Source organism: Shinella sp. HZN7, assembly GCF_001652565.1.
Taxonomy (GTDB): Bacteria; Pseudomonadota; Alphaproteobacteria; order Rhizobiales; family Rhizobiaceae; genus Shinella; species Shinella granuli.
Window position 1 is genome coordinate 3,937,452 of record NZ_CP015736.1, and the last position, 21,038, is coordinate 3,958,489.

Sequence of the window (21,038 nt, forward strand, 5' to 3'; positions counted from 1 at the left end):
GTCAGCCCTCCCTGCCGACACGCCAGGAATCGGCGTAGATGTTGATGGCCGCGGGGTCGAAGGTGACACGCGGCTCGGCCGGGATCTCGCCGTCCTCGGAAACGACGATGGCGATCGGCTTGCCGGCGAATTCGGCGCGCACGATCTTCTGGCGGCCGATATCCTCGACCTTGCTGATCGAGACGGGCATGCCCTCGCGCGACAGCGAAATGAATTCCGGGCGGATGCCGAGTTCCGTCTTCGCGCCGGCGGCGACCTGCGGCCGGTAGTCGAGCGTAAGCGTCTCCTCACCGATCTTGATGCTGCTGCCATCGATGGAGGCCGGCAGCACGTTCATGCCCGGCGAACCGATGAAGTAGCCGACGAAGGTGTGGCTCGGCTTCTCGAAAAGCTCGGCCGGCGTGCCGATCTGCACGATCTGGCCGTCATACATGACGACCACCTTGTCGGCGAAGGTCAGCGCCTCGGTCTGGTCATGCGTGACGTAGACCATGGTGAAGCCGAACTGCCGGTGCAGCTTCTTCAGTTGCGAGCGCAGCACCCATTTCATGTGCGGGTCGATGACGGTCAGCGGCTCGTCGAAGAGGATGGCGTTGACGTCGTTGCGCACGAGGCCGCGACCGAGCGAGATCTTCTGCTTCTGGTCGGCGGTGAGCCCGCGCGCCGTCTTCTTCGCCCAACTCGAAAGATCGATCATCTCAAGGATTTCGCGCACGCGACGGTCGACTTCGGGCTCGGCAACGCCACGGTTGCGCAGCGGAAAGGCGAGGTTGTCGTAGACCGTCATCGTATCGTAGATGACCGGGAACTGAAAAACCTGCGCGATGTTGCGCTGCTGCGTCGAAAGGTACGTGACATCCTTGCCATCGAACAGGATGCGCCCCTCGGACGGCTGCAGCAGGCCGGAGATGATGTTGAGCAGCGTGGTCTTGCCGCAGCCCGAGGGACCGAGCAGCGCATAGGCGCCGCCGTCGTTCCACTCGTGGTGCACTTCCTTCAGCGCATAGTCCGCCTCCGATTTCGGCTTTTCGCCGTAGGCGTGGCGGATGTGGTCGAGATTGATGCGTGCCATGGTCTCCTCCTCAGGCCGCCGCGGCCGCGGGTTCCGCGATCGCCCTGCCATCCGTGCCGAAGGCCATCAGGTGGCGCGTGTCGACATGGACGGTGATGACCGCGTCCGGCTCGATGTCATGGATGCCCGGCGAGAGCATGACCCAGCGGCTGCCCTCGAATTCGATGTGAATGAAGCTCTCGGAGCCCGCGATCTCCGAAATCGCGGTGCGCGCCTGAAGGCTTGCGGAAGCCGGATGCTGGCTCGCAAGCGCCAGGTGATGCGGGTGGAAGGCGATGGTGCAGGGGCCGTCCGGCAGCGCCGCGAGATGCGCCGGCACCGGCAGGACCGGCTTGCCGCCGATCTCGAAATGGCCACCGTTCTTCAGCACCTGCATGGTGTTGAGCGGCGGGTCCGCGAAGGTGCGGGCCGTCAGAAGATCGTTCGGACGGCGATAGACGTCGATCGTGCGGCCGAACTGCGTGATGCGGCCCTCCGACAGCGTCGCCGTGTTGCCGCCGAGCAGCAGCGCCTCGGAGGGTTCCGTCGTCGCATAGACGAAGATCGCGCCGGAGGCGGCGAAGATCTTCGGCAGTTCGAGGCGCAGTTCCTCGCGCAGCTTGTAATCGAGGTTGGCGAGCGGCTCGTCGAGCAGCACGAGGCTGGCATTCTTGACGATGGCGCGGGCGAGCGCCGTGCGCTGCTGCTGGCCGCCCGAAAGGTTGAGCGGCGTGCGGTCGAGATAGGGCGTCAGCTTCAGAAGATCGGCCGCCTTGCGCACTTCCCGGTCGATGGTCGCGCTATCGGCGCCCTTGATGCGCATCGGCGAGGCGATGTTCTCGTAGACGGTCAGCGCCGGATAGTTGATGAACTGCTGGTAGACCATGGCGACGCCGCGATCCTGCACGCGCACGCCCGTCACGTCCTTGCCGTCGAACCAGACGGAACCGGATGTCGGCTTGTCGAGGCCGGCCATCAGCCGCATCAGCGAGGTTTTTCCCGAAAGCGTCGGGCCGAGCAGCACGTTGAGCGAGCCGCGCTCGAGCACGAGGTTGGTCGGATGGATATGCGTCTCCGCCCCCGCCACCTTCGCGATGTTCTTAAGTTCCAGCATTCCTGTCTCCGTCGTTCCTCCCAGCCACCGGATGAGGGCGCTAGTGGGGAGCCGCCTGTGCGGCCGCCATGTAGTCTTCCAGTGCGGCCGCCTCCGCGGCCGTCAGATGCAATCCGCGTTTGGTCCGCCGCCACAGCACGTCCTCGGCATGCCGGGCCCATTCCTCCTTCATCAGCCAGCGCACTTCACGCTCATAGAGGTCGCTGCCGAAATGCCGGCCGAGATCGTCGATGCCCTTCGCACCGTCCAGCATCGCTGCCGCCCGCGTGCCGTAGAGCCGAACGAGCCGGCGGGCATGGGCCGGGGCGAGGAAGGCGAACCGCGCGGAAAGCGCCTTCACCTCGACATCGAACCCGTCGACCTTGAAATCGCCGCCGGGCAGGCGTGAGCCGGCCGTCCAGCGATCTCCCTTCGCGCCGATCGCATCCTCGATCTTCTCCAGCGCCGATTCGGCGAGGCGCCGGTAGGTGGTGAGCTTGCCGCCGAAGATGTTGAGCAGCGGTGCCTGGCCATCGCCGCCCTCGACCTTCAGCACGTAGTCGCGCGTCGCTTCCTGCGCCTTGCTGGCGCCGTCGTCGAAGAGCGGGCGCACGCCGGAATAGGTCCAGACGATGTCGTTCCGCGTCACGGGTTCGGCGAAATATTCGCTCGCCGAGGCGCAAAGATAATCGATTTCCGCGTCGCTGATGCGAACATCCCGGGGATCGCCCTGATAGTCCTGGTCGGTCGTGCCGATCAGCGTGAATTCTTCCTGGTAGGGAATGGCGAACATGATACGCCCGTCCGGGTTCTGGAAGAAGTATGCGCGCGGATCGGAGAACTTCCTCTTCACGACGATGTGACTGCCCTGCACGAGGCGGACATTGTGCACGTCGTTTCGGCCGAAGGCGGTTGAGAGGACCTTGTCAATCCAGGGGCCTGCCGCATTGACCAGCATGCGCGCACGAACGTTTTCACGCGCGCCCGTCTCGACATTCTCGGTCTCGACGGTCCAGTGGCCGTTTTCGCGGCGCGCGGTGACGACCTTGGTACCGGTGCGGATATCCGCGCCGCGATCGGCGGCGTCACGGGCATTCAGGACGACGAGGCGCGCATCGTCCACCCAGCCGTCGGAATATTCGAAGGCCTTGCGGAAGAGCTTCTTCAGCGGCCCGCCGGCCGGGTCCTTTGCAAGGTCGAGCGTGCGGGTGGCCGGCAACAGCTTGCGCCCGCCGATATAGTCATACAGGAACAGGCCGAGGCGGATGAGCCAGGCCGGGCGCAGGCCGCCCTTCTGGAAGGGCAGCACGAAGCGCATCGGCCAGATGACGTGCGGCGCCATGGCCCAGAGCACTTCGCGCTCCATCAACGCCTCGCGCACCAGGCGGAATTCGTAATGTTCGAGGTAACGCAGGCCACCATGGATGAGCTTGGTGGAGGCCGAGGACGTGCCCGACGCAAAGTCCTTCATCTCGGCAAGCACGACCGAATAACCACGGCCCGCCGCATCGCGCGCGATGCCGCAGCCGTTGATGCCGCCACCGATAACGAAAATATCGCGGATCACGTCGCCGTTCAAAGTTCCCTCCCCATTTCGCATCGCACAAATCCTGCGCAGTTGCGAAAGCCAGTGGAGTTAAAACGAAAACATTTCGAATGTCAAACGAATGCGAGTGAAAATACCGTTTCCTCCTTTCAGGCGAGCGAAGACGTCTCCACGAGACGCACGTCATGCTCCTGGCAAATGCTTCGAATGCCCTCGAAAGGACAGTTGTCGGTGATAAAGGTGTGGACCTGCGAAAGGTGGCCGATGCGAACCGGCGCGGTCCTTTCGAATTTCGTCGAATCCGAAACCAGGATGACATGGCGCGCATTCGCGATGATCGCCTGCGCCACCTTCACCTCGCGATAGTCGAAGTCGAGCAGCGCGCCGTCCTCATCGATCGCGGAAACGCCGATGACGGCATAGTCCACCTTGAACTGGCGGATGAAATCGACCGCCGCCTCGCCGACGATGCCGCCGTCCGCGCCGCGCACGACGCCGCCGGCGATCACCACCTCGATCGAGGGGTAGACGCGCAAACGGTTGGCGACGTTGATATTATTGGTGATGACCATCAATTCCTTGTGATCGAGCAGCGCCTCGCCCACCGCCTCCGTCGTCGTGCCGATATTGATGAAGAGCGAGGAATTGTCCGGGATCATGGCGGCGGCGGCTCGGCCGATCGCCTGTTTTTCCGGCGCGGCGATGGAGCGGCGCGCCTCGTATTTGACGTTTTCGTTGCCGCTCGGGAACAGCGCCCCGCCATGGATGCGCGTCAACACCTTGTTATCGCAGAGATCGTTGAGATCCTTGCGGATGGTCTGCGGCGTCACGGAGAAGCGTGCCGCAAGGTCTTCCACGAGCACGCGGCCCTCGGCCTTGGCGAGATCGAGGATTTCCGCCTGGCGACCTGTCAGAAACATCGGCTCCTCCCATTGCTTTCGTTTGTTTTCATAATATGCAAAAACGAAAGCACATCAATTGATCCGCCCCGCCTTCTTGGAGTGCGCCCCACTTTTTGTGATACTGGGCGGGCAGCAGGTCGCGGCCAGCATCGGAGGACAGCACATGTTTCATCCAGCCTTGTTCAAGGGGGCGAACGTCGTCGTGACGGGCGCGGGGCGCGGCATCGGCCTGGAGACCGCCCGGCAGTTCCTCGATTGCGGCGCCCATGTGCTGCTGCATGGCGGGCGCGCGGCATCCGGTCCCCTGCCCGATTTCCTGGAAGCCGCCGTCGCGGAGGCCCGCGCCCATATCGTCTATTCGGACTTCCTCGTCGAAGGCGGCATCGGGGCGATCCTGCAGCGGGTGGACAGCCTCTTCCCGCATGTCGACGTGTTGATCAACAATGCCGGCACGATGGTCGGCCGCTTCCCGGCCGCCGAGCTGACGGACGAACAGTACGAAACCATCGTGCGCCTCAACCAGACCTCCGTCGTCGAGGTGACGCGCGCGCTGCTGCCCTCCTTGCGGCGGGCGCCAAGCGCCGCCATCGTCAACACGGTCTCGATCTCGGCGCTGACCGGCGGCAGCCCGGGTTCGGCGATCTATTCGGCGACCAAGGCCTTCGTGTCGACCTATTCCAAGGGGCTGGCACGCGAGCTCGCGCCGGACGGCATCCGCGTCAACTGCGTCTCGCCGGGCACGATCACCACCGACTTCCATTCGCGCTATTCATCGGCCGAAAAGCTGGAGGCGACGCGCAAGACCATTCCGCTGCAGCGGCTCGGCACGGCGGAGGACTGCGCCCCCGCCTATCTCTTCCTCGCCTCCAAGGCCCTTTCCGGCTATATCACCGGCCAGGTGCTGGAGGTGAACGGGGGCCAGTTGATCTGCTGAGATCAGGCCTCGATCAGGCATTGATGTCGATGACGACGCGGCCTTTCACCTTGCCCTCGAGGATCCTGCCGGCCAGCTCCGGCAGGTCGGACAGCCGGTGCTCCACCACCATGGCCTCCAGCTTGTCCATCGGCAGGTCGGCGGCGATGCGGTTCCAGGCATCGACGCGCTGGTCGTAGGGCCGCATGACCGAATCGATGCCGAGCAGGCTGACACCACGCAGGAGGAACGGGATGACGGTGAAGGAGGGAACCGCGGCACCGGCGGCAAGGCCGACCGCGGCGACGGCGCCGTCATATTTCATCTGCTTGAGCACCCGCGCCAGCATGTCGCCGCCGACCGCATCGACGGCACCGGCCCAGCGCTCCGATTCCAGCGGCTTGCTGCTCGCCTCCGACAGCTCACCGCGGTCGACGATCGTTTCGGCACCCAGTTCCTTCAGGTAGCCCGCCGTTTCCGGCCGCCCCGTGACGGCGGCGACCGAATAGCCGAGCCGTGCCAGCAGCGCGACCGCCACCGAGCCGACGCCGCCCGCCGCGCCCGTCACCAGCACCTCGCCCTTCAGCGGCGAGAGCCCGGCCTCTTCCAGCGCGATGACGGACATCATGGAGGTGAGCCCCGCCGTGCCGATCGCCATGGCCTGCCGGGTCGAAAGCTCCTCGGGCAGCGGCACCAGCCAGTCGGCCTTGACCTTCGCCCGCGTCGCGTACCCGCCCCACCAGACTTCGCCGACCCGCCAGCCGGTCAGCACCACCCGGTCGCCCGGCCGGTAGCGCGGATCGTCCGAGGCTTCGACCGTGCCGGCGAAATCGACGCCCGGCACATGCGGGAAGGTACGCACCAGGCCGCCCTTGCCGTTGATGCAGAGCCCGTCCTTGTAGTTGAGCGTCGAATATTCGACGGCGACGGTGACATCGCCGTCCGGAAGCCGCGAATCCTCCAGTTCCCGGACAGATGCGGAAACCGCGCCATCTGCATCCTTTTCGACCAGCAATGCCTGAAACGTCATGGCGTCCTCCTCGTGATCATCCATCCGCCCCAGATATAGGGCGCGGGGCATTGGTGCCGCCACTGTTCTTTTGTATCAAGGACGCGGAGGCACGGGATGATAGACAAGCTCGAATACTTCATTGCGCTCGCCCGCGAGAAACATTTCGCCCGGGCGGCGGAAGAACTCGGCATCTCGCAGCCGACGCTTTCGGCGGCGATCCGCCAGCTGGAGGACCATCTGGGCGTGATGCTCGTCGTGCGCGGCTCGCGCTACCAGGGCCTGACGCCGGAAGGCCAGCGCGTGCTCGAATGGGCCCGCCGCATCGTCGGCGACACGCGCACCATGCGCGAGGAGATGCGCGCGGCGCGCAAGGGCCTGTCCGGCCATATCCGCCTCGCCGCCATCCCGACGACGCTCGCCATGGTGCCGCGCATCACCGCACCCTTCCAGGAAAAGCACCCCGACGTCACCTTCTCCATCGTCTCGACCACGTCGATCAAGATCCTCGGCCTCCTGGAGAACCTGGAGATCGACGCCGGCCTCACCTATCTGGAGAACGAGCCGCTCGGCCGCGTGACGAGCGTGCCGCTGCTGCACGAGCACTATTGCCTCGTCACCGCCAAGGGCACGCCCTTTGCCGATCGCGCGACCGTGACCTGGCAGGAAGCCGGCAGCGTTAGGCTTTGCCTATTGACCGCCGACATGCAGAACCGCCGCATCATCAACCGGCACTTTGCCGAAGCCGGCGTTTCGGTGGAACCCTCGCTGGAAGCCAACTCGATGATCGTGCTGTTCTCCCATGTGCGCACGGGACGCTGGGCGAGCATCATGCCGCGAAACGTCGCAAAATCGTTTGGATTTCCTGACGAAATAAGTATGGTTTCCCTCGTCGAACCCGAACCGCACCACACCGTCGGCCTCGTTGCCACCCATCGCGAGCCCTTCACCCCGCTCGTGTCCGCCCTGCTGCACGAAGCGCGCGTGCTGGCGGAGAAGGGGATCGATTGATAGGATTTTTCTATCGATCAACGGCTTTGCTTTATTGACCGGTCGTCTCCCGGCTGAGAAGCTGTTAGAATAACGCGTGGATCGACAGGGTTCCGGTCTTCGCCGAGCAGTTTCAATGGTATCGGCGCGACAGAACCCGGAGGCCTTGCGGTTCATTCGTGTCGGTTGGGAGGCCTGACGATGAATGTGCACGTATCCGGCAGCGATGTCGGCGCAAGAACGCTGGCGATCGTCAGCGAACTGAAGGGGCTCGAAGGGCCGCTTCTTCCCATCCTGCACGAGATCCAGGCGGAGTTCGGCTTCGTGCCGCAGGAGAGCCTGCCGGTGATCGCCCGCGAACTCAACCTGTCGCGCGCCGAGGTGCATGGCGTCGTCACCTTCTATCACGACTATCGCGACCATCCGACCGGGCGGCATGTGCTGAAGCTCTGTCGCGCCGAGGCCTGTCAGTCGATGGGCGGGGACGAGCTGGCCGAGCGCGTGAAGGCGCTGCTCGGCATCGATTTCCACCAGACGACGCTGGACGGCGCCGTCACGCTCGAACCGATCTACTGTCTCGGGCTCTGTTCCTGCGCACCCGCCGCGATGCTCGACGGCGAGGTGCATGGACGGGTCGATGCGGATCTGGCGAAGGAACTCGTCGCGGAGGCACGCCGATGACCGTTCGTCTCTACGTTCCCCGCGATGCCGCAGCCCTTGCGCTCGGCGCAGACCGCGTCGCCAAGGCCTTCTCCCGCGAGGCGGAGGCCCGCGGGCTCGACATTGCGATCGTGCGCAACGGCTCGCGCGGCATGCACTGGCTGGAGCCGCTGGTCGAGGTCGAGACGGCTGAAGGCCGCATCGCCTACGGGCCCGTCAGGCCCGCCGACGTGCCCGGCCTGCTCGATGCCGGCCTGCTGGACGGCAAGGCCCACCCGCTCTGTCTTGGCGGAACGGAAGAGATTCCGTTCCTGAAGAACCAGACCCGCCTCACCTTCGCCCGCTGCGGCGTCATCGATCCCGTCTCGCTCGAGGACTACAAGGCCCATGGCGGCCTCCGGGGCCTCAAAAAGGCCATCGCGATGGCGCCCGCCGACATCGTCAAGGAAGTCACCGACAGCGGCCTGCGCGGCCGCGGCGGCGCGGGCTTCCCGACGGGCATCAAATGGAAGACGGTTCTCGATGCGCCGGGTGACCAAAAATACATTGTCTGCAATGCCGACGAGGGCGACAGCGGCACCTTCGCCGACCGCATGATCATGGAGGGCGATCCCTTCGTGCTGATCGAGGGCATGGCGATCGCGGGCCTCGCCACCGGCGCCACCAAGGGTTACGTCTACACCCGCTCCGAATATCCGCACGCCATCGCCGTGATGAACGAGGCCGTCGCCATCGCGCGCGCCGCCGGCATGCTCGGCCCATCCGTGCTCGGCTCCGGCAGGGCGTTCGACATGGAAATCCGCGTCGGCGCCGGCGCCTATGTCTGCGGCGAGGAGACGGCGCTGCTCAACAGCCTGGAAGGCAAGCGCGGCATCGTGCGCGCCAAGCCGCCGCTGCCGGCCCTGCAGGGTTTCATGGGCCGTCCCACGGTGGTCAACAACGTCATCTCGCTCGCCTCCGTGCCGATCGTCATGGACAAGGGCGCCGCCTATTACCGCGATTTCGGCATGGGTCGCTCGCGCGGCACCATTCCGATCCAGATCGCCGGCAACGTCAAGCATGGCGGGCTCTACGAAACCGCCTTCGGCCTGACGCTCGGCGAGATCGTCGACACGATTGGCGGCGGCACCGCCTCCGGAAGGCCGGTCCGCGCCGTCCAGGTCGGCGGCCCGCTCGGCGCCTATTTCCCGCGCGCCCTGTTCGACACGCCCTTCGACTACGAGGCCTTCGCCGCGAAGGACGGCCTCATCGGCCATGCCGGCATCACCGTCTTCGACGACACGGTCGACATGCTGAAGCAGGCGCGCTTCGCCATGGAATTCTGCGCCGTCGAAAGCTGCGGTAAGTGCACGCCCTGCCGCATCGGTTCGACGCGCGGCGTCGAGACCGCGGACAAGATCGCCCGGGGCATCGAGCCGGAGAAGAACCGCGAACTGCTCGCCGACCTCTGCAACACCATGAAGTTCGGTTCGCTCTGCGCACTCGGCGGCTTCACGCCCTATCCCGTCATGAGCGCCATGACGCATTTCCCGGAGGATTTTTCCCCGGCCCCGATGGTGGAGGCGGCGGAATGAGCGCGACGGAAAAGGTCAAGGGCCCGGCATCCTACTTCCCCTCGATCGAGAAGACCTACGGTCAGCCGATCGAGCACTGGAAAGAGATCATCCGCGCGCAGGACGGCAAGGCGCATATGCAGATCGTCGCGTTCCTCAAGGAAACGCACGGCCTCGGCCATGGCCATGCCAATGCGCTCGTCGCGGCGACGCTCGCCGAGAAGACGTCGTAGAAACAAGTGAAGTCGCCGCCCACCCGCGGCGCAACGGATTGACCCGGAGGTTCCCATGCCCCTCGTTCCAGAAATCGACTTCGGCACTCCCGCCTCCCGCTCGGAAAGGATGGTGACGCTCACCATCGACGGGAACGAGATCACCGTTCCCGAGGGCACCTCCATCATGCGCGCCTCGATGGAAGCCGGCATAAAGGTGCCGAAACTCTGCGCCACCGACATGGTGGATGCCTTCGGCTCCTGCCGGCTCTGCCTCGTCGAGATCGAGGGCCGCAACGGCACGCCCGCCTCCTGCACGACCCCGGTGGCGCCCGGCCTCGTCGTCCACACCCAGACGAGCCGGCTCAAAGACATCCGCAAGGGCGTGATGGAGCTCTACATCTCCGACCACCCGCTCGACTGTCTCACCTGCGCGGCGAACGGCGACTGCGAGCTGCAGGACATGGCCGGGGCGGTCGGCCTGCGCGACGTGCGCTACGGCTACGAGGGCGACAACCACGTCAAGGCCCGCAACAACGGCGAGATCAACGCCCGCTGGATGCCGAAGGACGAATCGAACCCCTATTTCACCTACGATCCGTCGAAATGCATCGTCTGCTCGCGCTGCGTGCGGGCCTGCGAGGAGGTGCAGGGCACCTTCGCGCTGACCATCGAGGGCCGCGGCTTCGACAGCCGCGTCTCGCCCGGCATGCATGAGCATTTCCTCGAATCCGAATGCGTCTCCTGCGGCGCCTGCGTGCAGGCCTGCCCGACGGCGACGCTGACCGAGAAATCCGTCATCGAGATCGGACAGCCGGAGCATTCCGTCGTCACGACCTGCGCCTATTGCGGCGTCGGCTGCTCCTTCAAGGCGGAAATGCGCGGCGAGGAGCTGGTGCGCATGGTGCCCTGGAAGGATGGCCAGGCGAACCGCGGCCATTCCTGCGTCAAGGGCCGCTTCGCCTATGGCTACTCGACCCACAAGGAGCGCATCCTCAACCCGATGATCCGCGAGAAGATCTCGGACCCGTGGCGCGAGGTGACCTGGGAGGAAGCCAATGCCCATGTCGCCGCCGAGTTCCGCCGCATCCAGTACCAGTACGGCCGGGATTCGATCGGCGGCATCACCTCCTCGCGCTGCACCAACGAGGAGACCTTCCTCGTCCAGAAGCTGATCCGCGCCGGCTTCGGCAACAACAATGTCGACACCTGCGCCCGCGTCTGTCATTCGCCGACGGGCTACGGCCTCGGCCAGGCCTTCGGCACCTCCGCCGGCACGCAGAATTTCGACAGCGTCGAGCACACGGATGTCGTCATCGTCATCGGCGCCAACCCGACGGACGGCCACCCGGTCTTCGCCTCGCGCCTGAAGAAGCGCCTGCGCCAGGGCGCCAAGCTGATCGTCATCGATCCGCGCCGCATCGAGCTCGTCTCCTCGCCGCACATCAAGTCGTCCTATCACCTGCCGCTGAAGCCCGGCACGAACGTCGCCGTCGTCACGGCGCTCGCCCATGTCATCGTGACGGAAGGCCTCTACGACGAAAAATTCATCCGCGAGCGCTGCGACTGGTCGGAGTTCGAGGACTGGGCCGCCTTCGTCGCCGAGCCGCGCCACAGCCCCGAGGAAACCGAAGCCTTCACCGGCGTGCCGGCGGAGACGCTGCGCGGCGCCGCCCGCCTGTTCGCCACCGGCGGCAACGGCTCGATCTATTACGGCCTCGGCGTTACCGAGCACAGCCAGGGCTCGACCACCGTCATGGCGATCGCCAACCTTGCCATGGCGACCGGCAATATCGGCCGCGAGGGCGTCGGCGTGAACCCGCTGCGCGGCCAGAACAACGTGCAGGGCTCGTGCGACATGGGCTCCTTCCCGCATGAACTGCCGGGCTACCGCCATATCTCCGACGACGCGACGCGCGAGATCTTCGAGAAGCTTTGGGGCGTGACGCTCAACAACGAGCCGGGCCTGCGCATCCCCAACATGCTGGACGCCGCCGTCGAGGGCACGTTCAAGGGCCTTTACATCCAGGGCGAGGACATCCTCCAGTCCGACCCGGACACCAGGCACGTCTCCGCAGGCCTGGCCGCCATGGAATGTGTTGTCGTGCAGGACCTCTTCCTCAACGAGACGGCGAACTACGCCCATGTCTTCCTGCCGGGCTCGACCTTCCTCGAAAAGGACGGCACCTTCACCAATGCCGAGCGCCGCATCAACCGCGTGCGCCGCGTGATGACGCCGAAGAACGGCTATGCGGACTGGGAGGTCACCCAGAACCTCGCCAGGGCCATGGGCCTTGCCTGGAACTACAGCCATCCCTCCGAGATCATGGACGAGATCGCCGCGACGACGCCGAGCTTCGCCCTCGTCTCCTACGACTATCTGGAGAAGAACGGCTCGGTGCAGTGGCCCTGCAACGAGAAGAATCCCAAGGGCTCGCCGATCATGCACATCAACGGCTTCGTGCGCGGCAAGGGCAAGTTCATCCGCACGGAATATGTCGCGACGGACGAGAAGACCGGCCCGCGCTTCCCGCTGCTGCTCACGACCGGCCGCATCCTCAGCCAGTACAATGTCGGCGCCCAGACGCGGCGCACGGAAAACGTCGTCTGGCACGAGGAGGACCGGCTGGAGATCCACCCGCACGATGCGGAAAACCGCGGCATTCGCGACGGCGACTGGGTGCGCCTCGCCAGCCGCGCCGGCGAGACGACGCTGCGCGCCCTCGTCACCGATCGCGTCGCGCCGGGCGTCGTCTACACGACCTTCCACCACCCGACGACGCAGGCAAATGTCATCACCACCGATTTCTCCGACTGGGCGACGAACTGTCCGGAGTATAAGGTGACCGCCGTGCAGATCTCGCCGTCGAACGGCCCATCCGACTGGCAGATCGAATATGACGAACTGGCCCGTCGCTCGCGCCGGATCAGGGGCAAGCTGGAGGCAGCGGAGTAGGATAGCGGCGTGCCGGATTTTTCCACCACGACCAAGGTCGCCGAGATCGCCCGCCGCAACGGGCGGCTCGCGGAGGGCGAGCGCTTCGTGCCGGAGGAAACCCCGGTCGCCTTCTCCTATGCCGGCTCGACCCATGCCGTGATGATGGCGACGCCCGCCGACCTCGATGATTTCGCCGTCGGCTTCAGCCTGACGGAGGGCATCATCACCGATCCCGGCGAGATCGAGACCATCGAGGTGCTAGCCGAGGACAAGGGCATCGACGTGCAGATCCGGCTGGCGGACGCGCAGAACGACGCGCTGACCGCCCGCCGCCGCCACATGGCCGGCCCCGTCGGCTGCGGGCTCTGCGGCATCGAATCGATCGAGCAGGCCGTGCGCGTGACGCCCTCGGTGCGTGCCTCCTCCCTTACGCTCAGCGAAGATGCGGTCGTCGAGGCGGTACGCCTGCTGAACGGCCAGCAGCCGCTGCACATGGTGACGCGCGCCGTGCATGGCGCCGGGTTCTACGTCCCGGGCGAAGGCCTCATCGCCGTGCGGGAGGATGTCGGCCGGCACAATGCGCTCGACAAGCTCGTCGGCGCCGCGCGGCGGGCGGGCCATGCGGGCAGCACCGGCGCCGTCGTGGTGACGAGCCGCGTTTCCGTCGAGATGGTGCAGAAGACCGCGATCATCGGCAGCCCCTTCATCATCGCCATTTCCGCGCCGACGGCGCTCGCCATCCGCACCGCCGAAGAGGCCGGCATGACGCTGATCGCGCTGGTGCGCGGCGAGGAGTTCGAGATTTTCACCGGCGCGGAGCGCATCGTCTCCGGCACGCAACGCCGGATCGGCAACGGTTAGGAGACAGGAATGTCGGAAGGCAACAAGCTCGTCAGGATGGCAAACCAGATCGCCACCTTCTTCCACTCGCAGCCGGCGAGCGAGGCGGCGAACGGCGTGGCGACCCATATCAACAAGTTCTGGGAGCCGCGCATGCGCCGGCAATTCTTCGACATCGTCGACAACCATGGCGGCGAAGGGCTCGACAGCCTCGTCCTTCAGGCCGCGCCGCTGATCCACCGCCCGCCGCCGGCCGAAGTGCCGCCGGCAGCACGGGCCGGCAACGCCGCCGCCCATTGATTCCATCCCGAGAACGCGAACGGCCGGCATTGCTGCCGGCCGTTTTCATGCCGCGGTGCCCTCAGAACTCTTACCAGTTCTCCGTTGCCGGCGCCGTGGAGCCGCGCGGCGCACGCATGCTGCGCGCCATGGCATGAAGCTGCGATACGGGGGTGGGCGACGGCGTGCGCTGCACCGGCTGGGCGGGGTTGCCCGCTAGCCGGAACCGGCGGATGAGCGCGTGCAGCGCATCGGCTTCCCGCGCCATGGCGTGGCTTGCCGCCGTGCTCTCTTCCACCATCGCCGCATTCTGCTGCGTCGCCTGGTCCATCGCATTGACCGACTGGTTGATCTCGCGAAGCCCGGTCGATTGCTCCCGCGAAGCCTCGACGATGGCCACCACGTTGGCATGCACGTCCTGCACCTGCACCAGGATCTCCTGAAGCGCCCGCCCCGTCTCGTCGACCAGCGCCACGCCGCTCCTGACCTGCTCGCCGGAGGTGGTGATCAGCGCCTTGATATCCTTGGCGGCGCTGGCGGACCGCTGGGCGAGCTCGCGCACCTCCTGTGCCACGACGGCGAAGCCCTTGCCCGCCTCGCCCGCCCGTGCCGCCTCGACACCGGCATTGAGCGCCAGGAGGTTGGTCTGGAAGGCGATGTCATCGATGACGCCGATGATGTTGGAGATCTCCCGCGAGGACTGCTCGATCTGACCCATCGCGTCGATCGCCTTCTTGACGACCGCGCCGGATTTTTCCGCGCCCGCCCGGGTCTTGCCGACCAGCATGCCGGCCTCGTCGGCCCGCCGGCTCGAATCGCCGACCGTCGTGGTGATCTCGTCGAGGGCGGCAGCGGTTTCCTCGACGGAAGCCGCCTGCTGCTCGGTGCGCTTGGCGAGGTCGTCCGCCGCCGAGCGGATCTGCTGCGCACCGGAGGCGATCGCATTGGCGTTGCTCTCGACCGTGCGCATCGCCTCGTGCAGGCCGGCCACCGCCTCGTTGAAGTCGCTGCGCACCGTCTCCATCGACGGCACGAAGGCCGTGGCGAGGGTCTGCGTCAGGTCCCCCTCGGCCAGCGCCTTCAGCGCACCGCCGAGCGCGTTGATCGCCGACATGCGCTCGGTCACATCCGTCGCGAACTTGACCACCTTGTAGACCCGGCCGGAAAGGTCGCGGATCGGGTTATAGGCCGCCTGGATCCAGATCTCGCGCCCGCCCTTGCCGTAACGCACGAATTCATTGGAGATGAAGCGGCCCTCGGCCAAGCTTCTCCAGAAATCCACATAGGCCGTGGTCTGCACATAGGCGGGATCGCAGAACATACGATGATGCTTGCCGCGGATTTCGGAAAGGTCATAGCCGAGCGCCGCGCAGAAATTCTCGTTGGCATGAAGAATTTCGCCCGTTGGCGTGAACTCGATCACGGCCTGCGAGCGGGAGATCGCATCGAGCTTGGCGGCGTCTTCGCTCGCCTGCATCTTCGCCTGGGTGATGTCTGTCGCGAACTTGACGACCTTGTAGGGCTTGCCGCCGCGAAAGACCGGATTGTACGAGGCCTGGATCCAGATCTCGCCGCCATCCTTGCGCAGGCGCTTGTAGCTGGTGGCATCGTATTCCCCCCGTCCGAGCCGCGCCCAGAACTGGCGATACTCCTCGCTCGCCGTATAGGCCGCCTCGCAGAACATGCGATGATGCTTGCCGACGATCTCCTTCAGCTCGTAGCCGAGCGTCCGGCAGAAGTTCTCGTTGGCGGTCAGGATCGTACCGGTGAGATCGAACTGGATCACGGCCTGCGAGCGCGACAGCGCGTCGAAGATATGGCCCGCATCCATGGATTTTGCGAATGAAAGCATGACCTGTCCCTCTGTGCGATGCCACGGCCGGGATTGCGCGCATGGCGATCCTCATGTGTTGACACTCAGGCGCGGACGCCGCGGCGACCGCGCACTGGCAGCGGTGAAAACAATCTTCGCGAGAGGCTTCATGCCGGAGCGATGAAATGCGCATCTACAATCAAAGATGGCATTGCAGGCTTAAGAATCCATGAAAATCGAACGGCAAGATTATGAAGATACTATATAACAATGCTTTACGCCTGAACCTGGAGTTCGGAACTCAAGTTACGTTAGGTGAGCTCCGTCCTGCGCGCAAGCAAACTATCGTTAAAGTTGCATAAACAAACCGGCAACAAAAAAACCGCCGTACAATCGCACGGCGGTTCTTCATTCCAACGATGTTCGGGACGGATCAGGCCGCCATGTCTTCCACGTCGCGCTCCTTGAACATGCGCGCCAGGTTGAGGAAGCAGATCATGCCGTTCTCATGGGCGATGATGCCTTCCGCATAGACCTTGTCGAAGGAGGTCGTCACTTCCGGCACCGGCTGGATCTGCTCGCTGCGGATGGTGAGGATGTCGGAGACGCGATCGACGACGAGGCCGACGACCATGCTGTGCACTTCGGCAACCACGATGGCGCTGCGCTCGTTCGCTTCGGTGCTCTTCATGCCGAGCTTGTGGGCGAGATCGATGATCGGGATCACGGTGCCGCGCAGGTTCATCACGCCGATGACATCGGGCGGGGAATGCGGGATCGGCGTGGACGGCGCCCAGCCGCGGATTTCGCGGATCGTCGTCGTCTTCACACAGAATTCCTGATCGTGCAGGCGGAATGCGATGATTTCGAGCGTGTCGCCGGCAAAGCCGGCCGTCTTGATGGAGGTCATCGGGGTCTTTCCAGTTTCATCTGCTTCGTGCCCCGATCCTATGCACGGCCTGGTTAAAATCTTTCAAACGCGGCGCGGTTTGTTGCGCCCCGCACGCAAAAGGCCCCGCGTCACCGCGAAAGCACCCGGCAGCCTCCGCCGTGCCCTCAATATTCCTTCTCGTAGAAGATGCCCGCTCCCGCGCTGCCACCGCTGCCGGCCTCGCCGCGCAGCTTCAGGCCGCGGCCGACATCGAGGTTGATGACCGCCTTGGCGCCGTTCGTCTCCGGGTCCTGCTTCAGCTCGATATAGGTCCGCTCGTTGAGATATTTGCCGGCCGAGACCGCCGCCCGGCCTTCCGCATCCGTCGTGATGTCGAGGTCGTCGACGCCGAGCTTGCTGCGCAGGCTGTCGAGCAGGCCGGTCGAGCTGCCGCCGGCAAGCTGGCTGGCAGCCGAGGCGAGCTGGGCGATCTGCACCGCCGAAAGGTTCGACATCGAGCGGTTGAAGATGAGCTGCGCCAGGATCTCATCCTGCGGCAGCGAGGGCGAGGAGGCGAAAGTGACCGTCGGGTTGTTGGCAAGGCCGGCCACCGTCACCGTGATTTCCGTCGAGCCAACCGTGCTGCCGGCCACCAGATTGACCGTCGGCACGAGCCCCCCCGCAAAGCCGATATGGGCGCTGGTGAAGTCGAGGCGGCGCGTCAGGATCTCCATGCGCCCGCGCTCCAGTTCGAAACCACCTGACACGACCGGCGCGGCGGAGGTGCCGGTGATCTTCAGGCTGCCGCCGAGTTCCGCATTGATGCCCCGGCCGCGCACGAAGAGCTGGCCCGGCGCCTCGATGGTAAGGTCCAGCGCGATGCCGCGCGAGGCGCCGCTGCTGCCCTGGTCACGCTGCACGTCCGCCGTCATGCGCTTGACGTCGGCCGGCGCGTTGCGGTGCTTGATGTCGATTTCGGAGAGCGAAGCCGGCAGTTTCTGCGGAATGGTGATGTTCGCCTTGTTGATGCGCAGCTTGCCGCCGAGCGAAAGTCCGGCCACCGGCCCCTTCAGCGTCAGGTCGCCCGCGACATTGGCCGTCACCAGCGTGCCGTCGACATAGGTGATGTCGCCGAGCTTGACGGCGACATCTACCGGAAAGCCGCTCGCCGGATCGATGCCGACGCGCCCGCTGGCCGAAAGCTGGCCGCCGCTGGCGAGCCGGCCGGAAACCGTCTCGATCACCGCCTGCCGCCCATCCATGGTGACGCGGATCGTCAGGTTCTCCACCGCGAGGTTGCGGCGCACGTCGACGAGCCGCGCGCCGCCGGCCGTGATGCTGCCGGTGATCGAGGGTGCGGCCGCCGTGCCGCCGATGGAGACATCGACATCGGCATTGCCGGTCAGGACGAAGCCCTGGGCGGAAAGCTGGCCCTGCAGCAGGCCGAACGGCACCGTACCGTTGAACTTGAGCCCGAGCGGCGTCGCCCCGCCGATGCCGACGGTGCCGCCGCCGCGGAAGGAGAGGCCGCCGCCGCCCGAAAGCACCGTATCGAGCCGCACCTGGTTGTTGGAATATTCACCCTTGGCATTGATGGAAAGCACCCCGATGCCTGCGCCGCGGGTCTGGCTCGTCGCCGCCCCGTCCCAGTCCAGCGCATAAGTGACGACCGGCGCCGACGCGCGGCCCTTCACCGTGACCGTGCCGTCGATCGTGCCCTCCGCACCGAGGCCGGCGGCGAAATTGTTGACGAGCGCAGCCGGCAGCGCCGTAAGGCGGGCGGACAAATCCAGCGTCTCGCCCGCCCGGCCGGAGACCGCGATGGAGCCGCGGCCAGCCTGGATCGTCAGCCCGTCGAGCGCGGCGACACCGTTGACAACACCGATCGTCGTCGGCTTGGCCAGTTTTAAGGCGATGCCCCGCGGTGCCGCCTCGAAGGCCTCAAGGGCGACGTCCAGCCCGCCGTTGCGCTGGATGACCTTGCCCTTCGTCAGAAGCGGCGCGTCGTCGAGGCGGCCGGTCAGGTCGAAATTGGTCGCCTGCCCTTCGCGTGAAAAGTCGAGCTTCAGCGCGTCCAGCCGGTTCTCGCCCGAAGCGACCCGCTCGGCGCGCACCGTGCCTGATATCGCGGCGGTGGCGAGATCGGCAATGGCGAGATCGACGACCGGCCTGGTGATGCTCAGCGTATCGCGCCGGATGGCGGAGCCCGAAGCCTGGATGGTCGCGGACGTCCTGCCATTGCCGGTCGCGATTTCCACCTGGCCGGAAAGATCGCCGGCCGCCTGCTGCCCCGCCATGGCGGCGAGCAGGCCGAGATCGGGGAAATCGAAGCGGATCGTGCCATCAGGCATGAAGTTCTCCGCCAGCGCGAGCGAGCCCTTCAGCGTGTTCGGGCCGATCTCTGCCTCCAGCACCGGCACGGAGATGCGCCCGCCCTGCGAGGTGATGCTGGAGCGCACATTGATCGGCTGGCCGTCGAGCGCACCGGTCGCCGTCAGCTCGCCGGACGGGCTGTCGGCGACGGCCTTGCCGGTCAGCGTCACGACGAGGTCGCTGAGCGTGCGGCCGGAGAGGGTCGCCCCGCTCGACGTGACCTTGGCGGACACATCGAGCCCCGCGACGGGGCCGGTGGCGGAGAGTTCGAAGGCCGCCTCACCCGCCGCATCGGCGAGCAGCTTGCCGAGGTCCAGCACCTTGCCGGTCAGCGCGGCATCGAGCGTGCCATTGCCGAGCGAGACCGTGCCCGCCGTCTCCAGCGTGCCGGACTTGACCTGGAGGCCGGAAACCTGAACGGCGCCGTCACCCGCCACCTGGACCCGCCCCTCCATCGCGATCGTCGTGTCGAACTTGCCGGCCAGCGCCGGCGGCAGCACGGCCGGCAGCGCGAAGAGGCGGAAATTGACGTCGGCCTCGCGGCTTTGCAGCCCGTAGCGGCCGGAGAGCGTGCCGCCGATGCTGGCGCTTTCGAGCGTCGCGGGATCGAAGGCGATTTCATCCGGCGAGATATTCAGCGTCGCAACCAGCTTCGCCGGCCCCTTCACCATGCGGTCGAGATCGGCGTTGGCAAAGGCCGTCAGCCCGGTTTCCAGCGTCGCGTCGATGCGGCCGGACTGGCTGGCAACGTTGAAGGCATCGCTTCTAGCCGTCAGGCGGATGTTCTCCACCCGGCCGGCCGGCAGTTCGGCGGAAACCACGGTGGCATTGGCCTCAAGCGCCGCAGCGCTCGCCTCGCCGGTCAGCGAGATATCGGCGCCCTCGATCAGTACGCGCGCATCGCCCCCGGCAAGCGGCCAGCGGAAATCGATCGGCCCGTCCTTGCCGGAGAGCTTGACGTCGAGGTCGTTCGCGCCCTTGGCGCTGACGGTGCCGGAGGCGGCCAGCGTCATGGCACCGGTCGAGATGGAACCCTTCTCGATGCGCAGCATGTCCGAACCGTCGAAGGCCGCGACCACGTCGATGCCCGTCTCGCCGGCAAAGAGCGGGCGAAGCTGCGGCGGCATCAGCGCATCGAAGGTGCCGCCGCCATTGAGCGCGATCGTGTGCAGGCCGTTCGCCGAAAGATCGTGGCGGCCGTCGACCCTCAGCATTTCCGTGCCGTCGAGCGATGCGGAAAGCCGGCCGGTCCACTGCGAGAGCGGACCGTCGCCCGTCAGGCGGATCGCCACGGCCGGATCGTTCGGCAGCTTGAGCAGCGCCGCGAGCAGCCCGCCCTTCGGCTCGGCGACGTCGGCTTCGAGGCGAAGCTCGTTACCGGCCGGATTGAAGACGATATCGGCGGCGACCCGGGCATCCGGCCGCGCCTTCTCGGAAGCGGAGAGCTTTATCGCAACGCTCTCGGCGGTCGCATCGCCGCTGCCGGCAACGACGATGCGCTGGTCCCGCCCGGCGACCGTGCCGGAGACGAAAAGTTCCGGGATCGCCAGCGCGCCGACATGCACCTCCACCGGCAGGGTGAACGGTTCGTCCGATGGCTCCGCATCGGCCTTCGGCTCCGGCAGGCGCAGCAGGGAAACGGAAGAGGCGGAGACGCGCTCGGCCTCGAAGCTGAAGAACAGAAGCTCCCAGGGCGACCAGTCGACGGCAAGGTCGCGGATTTCCGCATAGGTGCCCTTCGCGTCCCCCACCGTGATCGTGCCGGCCCGCAGCTTGCCCGTGAGCAGGCCCGAGGGCTCGCTGATCGAGATCACCTGCCCGCTCGCCGCGGCGATCTTCTCCACCTGCGAGACGGCAAAACGCGCGCCCGCATCGGTAAAACCGACGAAACCGATGAACGCGACAAGAAGAACCAGGAGAATGGCAAGGCCATAACCGAGATAACGGAGCGTGGCGCGGAGAATTCGGGACAGCCTGTTCATGCCTTATCCATTT

Annotated in this window: 16 protein-coding genes; 8 read left to right on the forward strand and 8 right to left on the reverse strand. The window is 65.9% G+C overall.

Annotation, left to right across the window (positions count from 1 at the left end; translation table 11 throughout):
• Position 1: 1 nt before the first annotated feature.
• The 4 genes from shn_RS19025 to shn_RS19040 all read right to left on the reverse strand — a co-directional run bounded on the left by shn_RS19025 (position 2) and on the right by shn_RS19040 (position 4,610).
• Positions 2 to 1,072 carry an ABC transporter ATP-binding protein gene (locus tag shn_RS19025; RefSeq protein WP_064331814.1) on the reverse strand — a complete coding sequence of 357 codons (1,071 nt, stop codon included), beginning with the start codon at positions 1,070 to 1,072 and terminating at the stop codon, positions 2 to 4.
• A 10-nt stretch (positions 1,073 to 1,082) separates the two neighbouring features.
• Positions 1,083 to 2,165, reverse strand: coding sequence for an ABC transporter ATP-binding protein (locus shn_RS19030; protein ID WP_064331815.1), 1,083 nt, complete (start codon positions 2,163 to 2,165; stop codon positions 1,083 to 1,085).
• Between the two features lie 40 nt (positions 2,166 to 2,205).
• Positions 2,206 to 3,723 carry a glycerol-3-phosphate dehydrogenase gene (gene glpD / locus shn_RS19035; protein ID WP_064331816.1) on the reverse strand — a complete coding sequence of 506 codons (1,518 nt, stop codon included), beginning with the start codon at positions 3,721 to 3,723 and terminating at the stop codon, positions 2,206 to 2,208.
• 116 nt (positions 3,724 to 3,839) lie between these two features.
• Entirely contained in the window at positions 3,840 to 4,610 is a 771-nt protein-coding gene (locus shn_RS19040; protein WP_064331817.1) for a DeoR/GlpR family DNA-binding transcription regulator, read from the reverse strand.
• Between the two features lie 145 nt (positions 4,611 to 4,755).
• On the opposite strand from shn_RS19040, the gene shn_RS19045 reads away from it, so the two are divergent.
• On the forward strand, positions 4,756 to 5,526 hold the full coding sequence (locus shn_RS19045; protein ID WP_064331818.1) for an SDR family NAD(P)-dependent oxidoreductase: 771 nt from the start codon (positions 4,756 to 4,758) through the stop codon (positions 5,524 to 5,526).
• A gap of 13 nt (positions 5,527 to 5,539) precedes the next feature.
• Here shn_RS19045 and shn_RS19050 read toward each other — a convergent pair whose 3' ends face one another.
• Positions 5,540 to 6,535 carry an MDR family oxidoreductase gene (locus shn_RS19050; RefSeq protein ID WP_064331819.1) on the reverse strand — a complete coding sequence of 332 codons (996 nt, stop codon included), beginning with the start codon at positions 6,533 to 6,535 and terminating at the stop codon, positions 5,540 to 5,542.
• Positions 6,536 to 6,631: 96 nt separating this feature from the next.
• Between shn_RS19050 and shn_RS19055 the strand changes: the two genes are divergently transcribed.
• The 7 genes from shn_RS19055 to shn_RS19085 all read left to right on the forward strand — a co-directional run bounded on the left by shn_RS19055 (position 6,632) and on the right by shn_RS19085 (position 14,007).
• Entirely contained in the window at positions 6,632 to 7,525 is an 894-nt protein-coding gene (locus tag shn_RS19055) for a LysR family transcriptional regulator (protein WP_064331820.1), read from the forward strand.
• A gap of 180 nt (positions 7,526 to 7,705) precedes the next feature.
• A complete protein-coding gene (locus tag shn_RS19060) occupies positions 7,706 to 8,185 on the forward strand; it encodes a formate dehydrogenase subunit gamma (RefSeq protein WP_023515338.1) in 480 nt (159 codons plus the stop codon).
• Entirely contained in the window at positions 8,182 to 9,738 is a 1,557-nt protein-coding gene (locus shn_RS19065; RefSeq protein WP_064331821.1) for an NADH-quinone oxidoreductase subunit NuoF, read from the forward strand. The genes shn_RS19060 and shn_RS19065 overlap by 4 nt, the downstream gene beginning before the upstream one ends.
• Positions 9,735 to 9,950: a DUF4287 domain-containing protein gene (locus shn_RS19070; protein ID WP_064331822.1), complete on the forward strand. Its 216-nt coding sequence runs from the start codon at positions 9,735 to 9,737 to the stop codon at positions 9,948 to 9,950. The genes shn_RS19065 and shn_RS19070 overlap by 4 nt, the downstream gene beginning before the upstream one ends.
• Before the next feature lie 55 nt (positions 9,951 to 10,005).
• The gene (gene fdhF / locus shn_RS19075) at positions 10,006 to 12,885 is read left to right on the forward strand and encodes a formate dehydrogenase subunit alpha (protein WP_064331823.1); all 2,880 of its coding nucleotides are present in this window, start codon (positions 10,006 to 10,008) and stop codon (positions 12,883 to 12,885) included.
• A gap of 9 nt (positions 12,886 to 12,894) precedes the next feature.
• A complete protein-coding gene (fdhD, locus tag shn_RS19080) occupies positions 12,895 to 13,728 on the forward strand; it encodes a formate dehydrogenase accessory sulfurtransferase FdhD (RefSeq protein WP_064331824.1) in 834 nt (277 codons plus the stop codon).
• Between the two features lie 9 nt (positions 13,729 to 13,737).
• Positions 13,738 to 14,007 carry a formate dehydrogenase subunit delta gene (locus tag shn_RS19085; RefSeq protein ID WP_064331825.1) on the forward strand — a complete coding sequence of 90 codons (270 nt, stop codon included), beginning with the start codon at positions 13,738 to 13,740 and terminating at the stop codon, positions 14,005 to 14,007.
• 70 nt (positions 14,008 to 14,077) lie between these two features.
• On the opposite strand, the gene shn_RS19090 is transcribed toward shn_RS19085, so the two are convergent.
• The 3 genes from shn_RS19090 to shn_RS19100 form a co-directional block, all read right to left on the reverse strand.
• Complete coding sequence (locus shn_RS19090; protein WP_064331826.1) at positions 14,078 to 15,838, reverse strand: PAS domain-containing methyl-accepting chemotaxis protein; 1,761 nt, start codon at positions 15,836 to 15,838, stop codon at positions 14,078 to 14,080.
• Positions 15,839 to 16,232: 394 nt separating this feature from the next.
• Positions 16,233 to 16,709, reverse strand: a complete 477-nt coding sequence (locus tag shn_RS19095) for a chemotaxis protein CheW (RefSeq protein WP_064331827.1) — start codon at positions 16,707 to 16,709, stop codon at positions 16,233 to 16,235.
• A gap of 146 nt (positions 16,710 to 16,855) precedes the next feature.
• The gene (locus shn_RS19100; protein ID WP_064331828.1) at positions 16,856 to 21,025 is read right to left on the reverse strand and encodes a translocation/assembly module TamB domain-containing protein; all 4,170 of its coding nucleotides are present in this window, start codon (positions 21,023 to 21,025) and stop codon (positions 16,856 to 16,858) included.
• Positions 21,026 to 21,038: the final 13 nt, after the last annotated feature.